This window comes from Pseudomonas sp. ANT_H12B (genome assembly GCF_008369325.1).
Taxonomy (GTDB): domain Bacteria; phylum Pseudomonadota; class Gammaproteobacteria; order Pseudomonadales; family Pseudomonadaceae; genus Aquipseudomonas.
Map to the genome: position 1 here is coordinate 114,336 of NZ_VOBI01000005.1, position 11,966 is coordinate 126,301.

General features: G+C 58.6%; 12 protein-coding genes. 9 read left to right on the plus strand and 3 right to left on the minus strand.

Going from position 1 to position 11,966, the window contains the following annotated elements:
* Nucleotides 1-19 precede the first annotated feature (19 nt).
* The 5 genes from FQ185_RS10055 (at nt 20) to FQ185_RS10075 (ending at nt 5,431) form a co-directional block, all read left to right on the plus strand.
* On the plus strand, nt 20-928 hold the full coding sequence (locus tag FQ185_RS10055) for a carbohydrate ABC transporter permease (RefSeq protein ID WP_092278877.1): 909 nt from the start codon (nt 20-22) through the stop codon (nt 926-928).
* A complete protein-coding gene (locus FQ185_RS10060; RefSeq protein WP_149417301.1) occupies nt 921-1,766 on the plus strand; it encodes a carbohydrate ABC transporter permease in 846 nt (281 codons plus the stop codon). Before FQ185_RS10055 ends, FQ185_RS10060 begins: the two co-directional genes overlap by 8 nt.
* A 2-nt stretch (nt 1,767-1,768) precedes the next feature.
* Nucleotides 1,769-2,929 (plus strand): ABC transporter ATP-binding protein, encoded by a 1,161-nt coding sequence (locus FQ185_RS10065; RefSeq protein ID WP_149417302.1) that lies wholly within the window; start codon nt 1,769-1,771, stop codon nt 2,927-2,929.
* A 195-nt stretch (nt 2,930-3,124) separates the two neighbouring features.
* Complete coding sequence (locus FQ185_RS10070; protein WP_149417303.1) at nt 3,125-4,471, plus strand: carbohydrate porin; 1,347 nt, start codon at nt 3,125-3,127, stop codon at nt 4,469-4,471.
* A 105-nt stretch (nt 4,472-4,576) separates the two neighbouring features.
* Nucleotides 4,577-5,431 carry a D-hexose-6-phosphate mutarotase gene (locus FQ185_RS10075; protein ID WP_149417304.1) on the plus strand — a complete coding sequence of 285 codons (855 nt, stop codon included), beginning with the start codon at nt 4,577-4,579 and terminating at the stop codon, nt 5,429-5,431.
* A 125-nt stretch (nt 5,432-5,556) separates the two neighbouring features.
* On the opposite strand, the gene FQ185_RS10080 is transcribed toward FQ185_RS10075, so the two are convergent.
* Nucleotides 5,557-6,417: a MurR/RpiR family transcriptional regulator gene (locus tag FQ185_RS10080; protein WP_177318169.1), complete on the minus strand. Its 861-nt coding sequence runs from the start codon at nt 6,415-6,417 to the stop codon at nt 5,557-5,559.
* A gap of 242 nt (nt 6,418-6,659) precedes the next feature.
* Between FQ185_RS10080 and zwf the strand changes: the two genes are divergently transcribed.
* The 4 genes from zwf to FQ185_RS10100 all read left to right on the plus strand — a co-directional run bounded on the left by zwf (nt 6,660) and on the right by FQ185_RS10100 (nt 10,405).
* Nucleotides 6,660-8,129 carry a glucose-6-phosphate dehydrogenase gene (gene zwf / locus FQ185_RS10085; protein ID WP_149417305.1) on the plus strand — a complete coding sequence of 490 codons (1,470 nt, stop codon included), beginning with the start codon at nt 6,660-6,662 and terminating at the stop codon, nt 8,127-8,129.
* Nucleotides 8,116-8,829, plus strand: coding sequence for a 6-phosphogluconolactonase (gene pgl / locus FQ185_RS10090; RefSeq protein ID WP_149417306.1), 714 nt, complete (start codon nt 8,116-8,118; stop codon nt 8,827-8,829). The genes zwf and pgl overlap by 14 nt, the downstream gene beginning before the upstream one ends.
* A 17-nt stretch (nt 8,830-8,846) precedes the next feature.
* Nucleotides 8,847-9,512: a bifunctional 4-hydroxy-2-oxoglutarate aldolase/2-dehydro-3-deoxy-phosphogluconate aldolase gene (locus FQ185_RS10095; protein WP_090187330.1), complete on the plus strand. Its 666-nt coding sequence runs from the start codon at nt 8,847-8,849 to the stop codon at nt 9,510-9,512.
* 167 nt (nt 9,513-9,679) lie between these two features.
* Entirely contained in the window at nt 9,680-10,405 is a 726-nt protein-coding gene (locus tag FQ185_RS10100) for an intradiol ring-cleavage dioxygenase (RefSeq protein ID WP_149417307.1), read from the plus strand.
* 2 nt (nt 10,406-10,407) lie between these two features.
* On the opposite strand, the gene FQ185_RS10105 is transcribed toward FQ185_RS10100, so the two are convergent.
* Together FQ185_RS10105 and FQ185_RS10110 are read right to left on the minus strand one after the other, a co-directional pair.
* Nucleotides 10,408-11,589, minus strand: coding sequence for an aminotransferase class V-fold PLP-dependent enzyme (locus FQ185_RS10105; RefSeq protein WP_149417308.1), 1,182 nt, complete (start codon nt 11,587-11,589; stop codon nt 10,408-10,410).
* Between the two features lie 17 nt (nt 11,590-11,606).
* Nucleotides 11,607-11,843: a DUF3820 family protein gene (locus FQ185_RS10110; protein ID WP_092278897.1), complete on the minus strand. Its 237-nt coding sequence runs from the start codon at nt 11,841-11,843 to the stop codon at nt 11,607-11,609.
* Between the last annotated feature and the right edge of the window lie 123 nt (nt 11,844-11,966).

Sequence of the window (11,966 nt, forward strand, 5' to 3'; positions counted from 1 at the left end):
CTTCGTACTGGATCTTCCCATGAGTTCTGTTGCTGTGTTCAGCAAGGCCTCGCCGTTCGATGCATTGCAGCGCTGGCTCCCTAAACTGGTGCTGGCGCCGAGCATGTTCATCGTCCTGGTGGGCTTCTATGGCTATATCCTCTGGACGTTTGTCCTGTCGTTCACCAGTTCGACCTTTCTGCCGACTTACAAGTGGGCAGGCCTGGCGCAATACCAGCGGCTGTTCGAAAACGACCGTTGGTGGGTAGCGAGCAAGAACCTGGCGGTTTTCGGCGGCATGTTTATCGGCATTACCTTGGTGATCGGTGTGCTGCTGGCGGTGTTTCTTGATCAGCGCATTCGTCGCGAAGGTTTCATCCGCACCATCTACCTGTACCCGATGGCGCTCTCGATGATCGTCACCGGTACTGCCTGGAAGTGGCTGCTCAACCCGGGCATGGGCCTGGACAAATTGTTGCGTGACTGGGGCTGGGAAGGCTTTCGCCTGGACTGGCTGATCGACCCGGATCGCGTGGTGTATTGCCTGGTGATCGCGGCGGTATGGCAAGCCTCGGGTTTTATCATGGCGATGTTCCTCGCCGGTCTGCGTGGCGTTGATCAATCGATCATCCGCGCCGCCCAGATCGATGGTGCGAGCATGCCGCGGATCTACCTGAAAGTGGTGTTGCCGAGCCTGCGCCCGGTGTTCTTCAGCGCCGTGATGATCCTGGCCCACATCGCGATCAAGAGTTTCGACCTGGTGGCGGCAATGACCGCCGGTGGCCCGGGTTACTCCTCCGACCTGCCTGCGATGTTCATGTATTCCTTCACCTTCAGCCGCGGCCAGATGGGCATGGGTTCGGCCAGTGCGATTCTGATGCTCGGTGCGATTCTCGCAATCATCGTGCCTTACCTGTACTCCGAGCTGAGGACCAAGCGTCATGACTAGTTTCGCTGCCAAACCTTCCATCAGCCTGAGTCGCATCGCGATCTACGGCGTGCTGATCCTGGCCGTATTGCTTTACCTGATACCGCTGGTGGTCATGCTGTTGACCAGTTTCAAGACGCCGGAAGACATCAACACCGGCAACCTGCTGAGCTGGCCGACCGTGGTCAGCGGCATTGGCTGGGTCAAGGCCTGGGCCACGGTCGACGGGTATTTCTGGAACTCGATCAAGATCACCGTCCCGGCGGTGCTGATCTCCACCGCCATCGGTGCGCTGAACGGCTATGTGCTGTCGATGTGGCGCTTTCGTGGCTCGCAACTGTTTTTCGGCCTGCTGCTGTTCGGTTGCTTCCTGCCGTTCCAGACCGTCCTGCTGCCGGCCTCGTTCACCCTCGGCAAAATGGGCCTGGCCAGCACCACCACGGGCCTGGTGTTCGTGCATGTGGTCTACGGTCTGGCGTTCACCACGCTGTTTTTCCGTAACTACTACGTCAGCGTTCCCGATGCGCTGGTGAAGGCGGCGCGGCTCGATGGCGCAGGGTTCTTCACCATCTTCCGCTTGATCATCCTGCCGATGTCCACTCCGATCATCATGGTCTGCCTGATCTGGCAGTTCACCCAGATCTGGAACGACTTCCTGTTCGGCGTGGTGTTCTCCAGCGGAGATTCGCAACCCATCACGGTGGCGTTGAACAACTTGGTCAACACCAGTACCGGGGCCAAGGAATACAACGTTGATATGGCGGCGGCGATGATCGCCGGGCTGCCGACCCTGCTGGTCTATGTGGTCGCAGGCAAGTATTTCGTGCGCGGGCTGACGGCCGGCGCAGTCAAGGGGTAATCATGGCAACGCTCGAACTTCGCAATGTAAACAAGACCTATGGCCCCGGCCTGCCGGACACCCTCAAGGACATCGATCTGTCGATCAAGGACGGTGAGTTCCTGATTCTTGTCGGACCTTCGGGTTGCGGAAAATCGACCCTGATGAATTGCATCGCCGGCCTTGAGACCATCACCGGCGGCGCGATCATGATCGATGACCAGGACGTCAGCGGCATGAGCCCGAAAGACCGCGACATCGCCATGGTGTTCCAGTCTTACGCGCTGTACCCGACCATGAGCGTGCGCGAGAACATCGCCTTTGGCTTGAAGATCCGCAAAATGCCCGCCGCCGACATCGAGACGGAAGTGGCGCGGGTGTCCAAGCTGCTGCAGATCGAACACTTGCTCAACCGCAAACCCGGCCAGCTCTCCGGTGGTCAGCAACAGCGTGTGGCGATGGGCCGTGCGTTGGCACGTCGGCCAAAGATTTACCTGTTCGACGAACCGCTGTCCAACCTCGACGCCAAGCTGCGCGTTGAGATGCGCACTGAAATGAAACTGATGCACCAACGCCTGAAAACCACCACGGTTTACGTGACTCACGACCAGATCGAAGCGATGACCCTGGGCGACAAAGTGGCGGTGATGAAGGACGGGATCATTCAGCAATTCGGCACGCCAAAAGACATCTACAACAACCCGGCCAACCTGTTCGTGGCGAGCTTCATCGGCTCGCCGCCGATGAACTTCATCCCCCTGCGTTTGCAGCGCAAGGACGGTCGTCTGCTGGCGTTGCTCGACAGCGGCCAGGCCCGTTGCGAATTGCCAATGGGCATGCAGGACGCAGGGCTCGAAGATCGCGAAGTGATCCTGGGCCTGCGCCCGGAACAGATCATGTTGACCAACGGTGAGCCGAACGGTTTGCCGACCATTCGTGCCGAAGTCCAGGTCACCGAACCGACCGGTCCCGACACCCTGGTGTTCGTCAATCTCAACGAAACCAAAGTCTGCTGCCGCCTGGCACCGGACGTTGCACCGGCCGTGGGCGAGACCCTGACCCTGCAATTCGATCCATCGAAAGTGTTGTTGTTCGACGCCAAGACCGGTGAACGCCTGGGGGTGGCCGGCCTGCCAAAAACCGAAGCTCACAGCGCCAACGTAGCCCAGTTCAAAGGCAGATAAAAATCAAAAAATGTGGGAGCGAGCCTGCTCGCGATGACGGACTGACATCCAGCATCGATGTCGGCTGATACACCGCAATCGCGAGCAGGCTCGCTCCCACAGGGGGATCCGTGGCGCCCGGACTGTCGTGCGTCGCAATCGATGTAAACCGCGTTAAATAAAAACAGTTAATAACAATAAAACGAGGATGTAGGGATGAAGAAGAACAACAACGCTCAGCTTATCTGCCAGTTGTCGGCGATTGCGGCAATGATGCTGGCCGGTAGCGTGCACGCGGCTGACGCGTTCAGCGCCGACTCCGAATGGATGACCGGTGATTGGGGTGGCGAGCGGACCAAGCTGATCGAGCAAGGTATCGACATCAAGATGGACTACGTCGGTGAAGTGGGCGGCAATCTTCACGGCGGCTACAACAACGACAAGACTGCACGTTACTCTGACCAGTTTGGTTTGGGCGTGGCGCTGGACCTGCAAAAATTGTGGGGCTGGGATAACACCCAGGCCAAGATCCAGTTCACCAACCGTAACGGTGAAAACATCTCCAATGACCGTGTCGGCGACCCGCGTGCCGGCACCTTGAGTTCCTCCCAGGAAGTCTACGGTCGTGGCCATATGGTCCGTCTGACCCAACTGTGGATCAAGCACCAGTTCCTCGACGGTAAACTGGACGTCAAGGCCGGTTACTTCGGTGAAGGCGAAGACTTCAACACCTTCCCGTGCGAGTTCCAGAACCTGGCATTTTGCGGTTCCCAGGTGGGTAACTGGGCGACCAACATCTGGTACAACTGGCCGGTCAGCCAGGCCGCGATCCGTGTGAAATACAACATCTCGCCTGAGTTCTATGCGCAGATCGGCGCGTACAACCAGAACCCATCGCAACTGGAGCACGGTAACGGCTTCAAGCTCAGCGGCAGTGGTACCAAAGGCACCGTGTTGCCGGTCGAACTGGTTTGGCTGCCTAACCCAGGCAATCTGCCGGGCGAATACCGTGTCGGTTACTACAAAAGCACGGCCAAGGCTGATGACGTTCGTGAAGACGACAACGGCAATGATGCGGCAACCAGTGGCAACGCCTATCGCAGCCACAGCAGCAAGTCCGGCTACTGGTTCGTGGCGCAGCAACAACTCACCAGCCACAACGGTGACAAGAGCCGTGGTCTGAACATCGCCGCCAACGCCACTTTCCACGACAAGGACACCAACATCGTCGACAACTACCAGTCGCTGATGCTTGTGTACAAAGGGCCGTTCGATGCACGTCCGAAGGATGACTTCGGTATTGGTGCCGCCCGTATCCATGTCAACGATGACGTGAAGAAAAACGCCGAGCTGGTCAACGCCTCCAACAATGTCACTGACTATCAGAACCCACTGTTCGCGCCGTTGCGTAGCACCGAGTACAACTACGAGATCAACTACGGCTTCCACGTTACCAACTGGCTGACCGTGCGTCCTAACCTGCAATACATCACTCACCCGGGCGGGGTTGATGAAGTCGACAACGCGCTGGTGGCCGGCCTGAAAATTCAGTCGGTGTTCTAACGTTGTTGCGATAAGCTCCTCTCTATGTGCGCATTTTTGCGGACAGCCTTGGCTGTCCGCTTTTTTTGGGGGGCGCACCCCGGGTGATTTTCAGGACCGTGGCACATGCATGAGCATCCGCTACAACGCTTCTTCAAATCCTTGCGCGAACGGCCGGTGTTTGCGTGGGAGCGCTATCAGAAGCGCGACGTGCTGGTGATCGACCATCTGCTGTGTCAGGCGGTGTTCAGTCGGCAGGGTGCGCAGTTGCTGCACTTTCAGCCAACGGGCCAGAAACCCTGGCTCTGGTGCGCGGCGAAGTGGCCGCAGGTCGGTGCGATTCGTGGCGGCGTGCCGGTGTGCTGGCCGTGGTATGGCCGTCATCCGAGCGAAAACGCATGGCCATCCCACGGCTGGGCGCGGTTGATCGACTGGAAGCTGCTGGATAGCAGCCATGATGACGATGGCGTGCATCTGCACTGGCAACTCCAGCTATGCGACTGGCAAGTGGACCTGCATGCGCACTTGGGCGAGCGTATGGATTTGCGCCTGAGCACCGAGCACCAAGACAGCCTGCCGTGCCAATTGAGTCAGGCGTTGCATGCCTATTGGCGTATTGGCGACGTCGGTGAGGTAGCGCTGTCTGGGCTCGACGGAGCGCAAGGTTACGACCAGTTGAACCGCCAGGTTTGCCAGCAGGAAGGTGAGTTGCGAGTTGATGGTGGCTGTCAGCGCGTGTTCCAGCATGACGGCGAATTGCAACTCAAGGACCACGCCTGGCAGCGCGAGTTGTGCATCGATACCGGTGACCATGCAGACACAGTCGTCTGGCATCCGGGCACGCGGCCGTTGCTGGGAGTGAGCTGGAATGAGATTTCGGAGTTTGTGTGTGTTGAAGCCGCGAGTGGCGGGACCGATAGCCTGAGCCTGGCGCCGGGGGAGAGGGCGCATTTGAGTTTGCAGGCGCGTGTTGGGGCTTAGTCCAAGACTTGCGTTGTAGCGGCTGACGCCATCGCGAGCAGGCTCGCTCCCACATTTGGAATGCATTCCCCTGTGGGAGCGAGCCTGCTCGCGATGAGGTCAGTTCTGACGATGGAGATGTCGGCCTAGTTAAATTCATCCCCAATCGGATACCGACTGGCATTCAAACTCTCTTTGATCTTGCGCAAATGCGGTTGGAAATCCACACCGCGGCGCAAAGTCATGCCTGTCGCCAGCACATCCAGCACCGTCAACTGAATGATCCGCGACGTCATCGGCATATAGATGTCGGTGTCTTCCGGCAGCGGAATGTTCAGGCTCAACGTACTGGCCTTGGCCAATGGTGAACCTTCTGCCGTCAGTCCCAGCACCGAAGCGCCGTTCTCCCGGGCGATGCGCGCCACTTCCACCAGTTCGCGGGTGCGCCCGGTGTAGGAGATGATCACGAACAACTCACCGGTGTGGGCCACCGACGCAATCATGCGTTGCATCAGTACGTCCGCATGGGCGGTGACGGCCAGGTTGAAGCGGAAGAATTTGTGCTGCGCATCCAGCGCCACCGGGGCCGAGGCGCCGAGGCCAAAGAAGTGGATCTGCCGGGCCTGGATCAACAGATCGACAGCGCGGCTGATCAGGTTCGGGTCCAGCGCCTGCAAGGCACTGTCCAACGAGGCGATGGCGCTGCCGAAAATCTTCTTGGTATACGCCTCAGGGTTATCATCGGCCTCGACCGCACGGCTGACATACGCCGCGCCACTGGCCAGGCTTTGCGCCAGCTGAAGCTTGAGTTCCGGATACCCGCTGACGCCGAACGAACGGCAGAAACGGTTGACCGTCGGCTCGCTGACCTTTGAAGCCTGGGCGAGGGCGGCGATGCTGAACCGGGTGGCCTGCTGTGGGTTGAGCAGGATCACTTCGGCGACTTTGCGTTCTGCCTTGTTCAGGTCTTCAAGGCGATTCTGGATCTGTTCCAGTAAATTTCGCACGCGGTCCATATGGTTTCCTTGGTTCGCCTACAAGAGTGCTCTGCGATGCAAGCAAGCGTGTTGCTATGCAAATTGGGCCTTTGATGCAGCCCCAAACGGTGGCCTATCCTACTGATGGCTCCGACCGACCACCACTCGGAATCTGTATTTTGCGAAAATGTTGTGGTTATTACTACATTTTCCCTTGAGTGATGCCTTGAAAAAAGGTATTTGTAGCTTAACTTGATAAAAGAACCAACATCATGCCCTCGATTACGGTTGAACCGTGCACCTTTGCCTTGTTCGGCGCCCTCGGCGATCTGGCCCTGCGCAAGCTGTTTCCTGCCCTTTATCAACTCGATGGCGCAGGTCTCTTGCACGAGGACACGCGAATTATCGCGCTGGCCCGTGAGCCTGGCAGTGAGCAGCAGCATTTGGCATTCATCGCCGCCGAGCTGCGCCGATACGTCAGTGATAAAGAGCTGGACGAAGCCGTGGTCGAACGTTTCCTCGCTCGCCTGAGTTACCTGCACGTCGACTTCCTCAAGGCTGACGACTACGTCGCCCTGGCCGAAATGGCTGGCAGCGCCCAACGAGTGATTGCCTACTTCGCCACTCCGGCGGCCGTTTACGGCGCAATCTGCGAGAACTTGTCGAAGGTCGGCCTGACCGAAAACACCCGTGTGGTACTGGAAAAACCCATCGGTTCGGACCTGGAGTCCTCGCGCAAGGTCAACGACGCCGTGGCGCAGTTCTTCCCGGAGAACCGCACCTATCGCATCGACCACTACCTGGGAAAAGAGACGGTGCAAAACCTGATCGCCCTGCGTTTTGCCAACAGCCTGTTCGAAACCCAGTGGAACCAGAATTATATCTCCCACGTGGAAATCACCGTGGCCGAGAAGGTCGGGATCGAAGGCCGCTGGGGTTACTTTGACAAGGCCGGTCAGCTGCGGGACATGATTCAGAATCACCTGCTGCAACTGCTTTGCCTGATCGCCATGGACCCACCGGCCGACCTGTCCGCCGACAGCATCCGTGACGAGAAAGTCAAAGTGCTCAAGGCACTGGCGCCGATCAGCCCCGAAGGCCTGACCACTCAGGTGGTGCGCGGCCAGTACATCGCTGGTTACAGCGAAGGCAAATCGGTTCCCGGTTACCTGGAAGAACCTAACTCCAATACCCAGAGCGACACTGAAACCTTCGTCGCCCTGCGTGCCGATATCCGCAACTGGCGTTGGGCCGGCGTGCCGTTTTACCTGCGTACCGGCAAGCGCATGCCGCAGAAGCTGTCGCAGATCGTCATCCATTTCAAGGAACCCTCGCACTACATCTTCGCTCCCGAGCAGCGCCTGCAAATCAGCAACAAGCTGATTATCCGCCTGCAACCGGACGAAGGTATTTCCTTGCGCGTGATGACCAAAGAACAAGGCCTGGACAAGGGCATGCAGCTGCGCAGCGGTCCGTTGCAGCTGAATTTTTCCGACACCTATCGCAGCGCACGGATTCCCGATGCCTACGAACGGTTGTTGCTGGAAGTGATGCGCGGCAATCAGAACCTGTTTGTCCGTAAAGATGAAATCGAAGCCGCGTGGAAGTGGTGTGACCAGTTGATCGCCGGGTGGAAAAAATCCGGTGATGCGCCCAAGCCGTACGCGGCCGGGTCCTGGGGACCAATGAGTTCCATTGCACTGATTACGCGGGATGGGAGGTCGTGGTATGGCGATATCTGAATTGAAACTGCCTCAGGGCGTCAGCGCTCATGAGTTCAAGAGCCCGGTGCTGCTGGCCGATGGTTTGGCGCTGAATGTGGCCAAGCAACTGAGCGACGCAATCGACGCTCGTGGCACCGCGACGCTGGTGGTGTCAGGTGGACGCAGCCCGGTGGCGTTTTTCCAGAACCTGGCCAAGCAGAAACTGGACTGGTCCAAGGTTGTCGTCACGCTGGCCGACGAGCGCTGGGTGCCGGTGGAACACGCCGACAGCAATGCCGGTCTGCTCAAGCGTTACCTGTTGCAAGGGCCGGCGGCCAAGGCGCAGTTCCTGAGCTTGTACAGCGCCAGCGCCAACCTTGAACTGGCTGCCGATCAGGCTGATCGCTTGCTCGGTGAATTGCCGCCGATCGACGTGCTGATACTGGGCATGGGCGACGACGGTCATACGGCCTCGTTGTTCCCGAATAGCCCGAACTTGGCCGACGCCTTGAAAGTCGACGGCACGCGCCGTTGCTATCCGATGCTGGCGCCGACCGTGCCGCATCAGCGCCTGACCATGAGTCGTGCGTTGTTGGCCTCGGCCAAGACCACCGTTCTATCGATTTCCGGTCAGTCCAAGCTGACCACCCTGAGTGCCGCATTGGCCGGTGACGATGTCGCCGCAATGCCGATTCGCGCGTTTCTGCAACCTACGTTAGAGATTTACTGGTGCCCATGAACCAAGGATCAGCCGCTATGAAAAACACATCCCCGACCGTTTCCATGGCGGATAAAGTTGCCCTGATCGACAGCCTCTGCGCCAAGGCGCGGATTCTGCCGGTGATCACCATTGCCCGCGAGCAGGACGTTCTGCCGCTGGCCGACGCCCTTGCCGCCGGTGGCCTGACAGCCCTCGAAGTGACCCTGCGCTCGCAGTTCGGTCTCAAGGCTATCCAGATTCTGCGCGAGCAGCGTCCGGAGCTGGTGACCGGTGCCGGCACGGTGCTGGATCGCACCATGCTCGCCGCTGCCGAAGCGGCCGGCTCGCAGTTCATCGTCACACCGGGTATCACCCGTGACCTGCTGGAAGCGAGTGTCGACAGCCCGATTCCGCTGTTGCCAGGTATCAGCAATGCTTCGGGCATCATGGAAGGCTACGGTCTGGGTTATCGCCGCTTCAAGTTGTTCCCGGCGGAAGTCAGCGGCGGCGTCGCGGCGATCAAAGCCCTCGGCGGCCCGTTCGGTGAAGTGAAATTCTGCCCGACTGGCGGCGTCAGCCCGGCCAACATCAAGAGCTACATGGCGTTGAAAAACGTCATGTGCGTGGGCGGTAGCTGGATGCTTGACCCTGAGTGGATCAAGAACGGCGACTGGGCCCGCATTCAAGAATGCACCGCTGAGGCATTGGCGCTGCTGGACTGATTCTTTACCAAACACTTCGTTGTGTGTTCTACGGCTTTACGGTGCGCTTGGTCGGTGCACCGTTTTTTTTGCCAAAAAAAAGACATGAAACCAAGCGATACATAGTTAACGCATACCGACTTTCGGCCAGTGCTAGCCTGCGTTCATCTTATGGAAGAGAGAACGTCATGGACGACAACACCTCGATTGCACCCACACCACTGGTTTACCAGCTTTCCCCGGAACAGATCGCCGGCCCGTATTTCCGAAACCCGAAATTGATCAGACGAAACATCAGCGAAGGCGCCGAAGGTATTCCCTTGGTCCTACGGCTGGCGATTGTCGATGCCATGACCGGTCTGCCGGTCACCGACGCGCTAGTGGATATCTGGCACTGCAACGCGCGCGGGGCGTATTCGGGCTGGAGTAAGGTCAATCCGGATCAGGAAGTCGACGCCGATGCCATCGGTTCGATCCCGCGCACCGACGACGACACCTATCTGCGGGGCGGGCAATTCACCGATAAAAAAGGCATGGTGCGGTTTACCACGATTTATCCGGGGTTCTATGCCGGCCGTACGCTGCACATTCACGTCGCCGTGCGCATTACCGCGGGCAACAACTACCTGCAAGAGCGACACGTCGCCTGGGTCGGTCAGCTTTACTTTCCCGAAGTGGTCTCGCGCTCGGTACTCAACGCTAACGAGTACCGGGGTCGAACGGTTTCGCCGCTGAGCAACGATCAAGACTTCTTCTACGAAAACATGGGCGGCGAAGCCTCGACCTTGAAGGTTCACACCCTTGGTCGAGACTCGAATGAAGACGGATTTTTCGGCTACACGACCATCGGTATCGACACGTTTGCGGTGTCGACGCAGATCAAGCCTGAGGACTTCGACAAATACACCGTGTGATATCAGCGCAGTTCGTTCAGCGCCCTGATGAGTAACCTCATGTCCGCTGCAGTCGTAGTGAACCCCGGGGTGATGCGGATGCACGGACCACACGCCGCACCGCTGCGCATCACGGTAAACAGGTTGTAGTCGCTGAGCAGCCTCTCCACCATCGCCTGTTGATCGGCATGTCGGGTAAAGCGCAACGAAGTGATGCCGCAATACAGTCGCGGGTCATCGGGGGTCAGGACTTCGATTCCCGGCAGCTCGCGCACCGCGCCGACCCACAGGTTACGCAGGTAATTGAGCCGTGCGCCCTTGGCGGCGGCACCACCCATCGCATGATGCTCTTCGAACACCAGCGGCAGGGTCAGCAGTGCCGGAATGTTCGGCGTGCTGTAGGTCGTTCGAGCGCGGATGTCGGTGAGCGGAAAATGCATCTCGCCCATGTCCGGATCGATGTCGGCCAATCGCTCAGGGGCTATGTAGATGAAACCCAGGGTCAGTGGCGCGCCGATCCATTTGTGCAGGTTGTAGCCGGCGAAGGCGATGCCCAAGTCATCGAGATTGAACTCGATCTGCCCGAGCGCATGAGCGCCGTCGAGGATCACGTCGACGCCATGTTCTCTGGCGGCCGAAGCAATTGCCTGCACCGGCATCACCAGTCCGGTGCGATGGGTGACGTGGGTCAGGACCATCAGTTTTAGTCGCGGATAACGTACGAAGGCTTCGCGGTAAGTGGTGAGCAAACTGTCGAAACTGGCGGGATGCGCGTGCTCGATCTCGATCACCTCGGCGCCGCGATTGCGCGCCAGCCAGCGCATTGCGCCTTTGACCGTGTCGTATTCCAGATCACAAATCAGCACCTGATCGCCCGGCGTCAGGCGGTTGTAGTTGCGGATCAGCGATTGCAGACCGTCGGACGCATTGCGGGTGAGGGCGACGGTTTCGGCGGATACGCCTACCAGTTCAGCGAGCTGTGCACGGATCTCCTGGCTTTCGCCGTGTTCGAAGCGCTGGCGCACGTGCACCGAGTTGCCACGGTTGATGAGTTCGATGTTGCGCTGATACTCCTCGACCACCGTTCGGGACATGCGCCCGAAGTAACCGTTTTCCAGATTGACCGGGCCGGGTTCGACCGCATAACGGTCGGCAAAGGTTAGCCAGAACGCTTCATCACGGGCACGACGGGTGTTATCGGGCATTGGCTACTCGGTCAGGATCAATGGCGGGGGGCAGGTTTGCCATGTTTGGCGCGTAGGGGGTCGAGCAGTTCCGACAAACCGTTGTGATCGATTTCCTGCATCAGGGCCAGCAAGCCACCGAGTTCACCATGGGGGAAACCTTCCCGGGCAAACCAGTTCAGGTACTGGCCGGGCAGGTCGGCAATGATTCGGCCCTTGTACTTGCCGAAGGGCATTTCACGGGTAATCAGCAGTTCGAGCTTTTCAGGATTCATCTATCAGTCGTCTTGTTTCAATCAGTCTGGAAAATACAGGCATTCTGCATGCAGGCCAAATGACAGTTCATGCAAAAAAAGCGGATACAGATTTCGTTGTTATATCTAAGCGCTTGAAATATA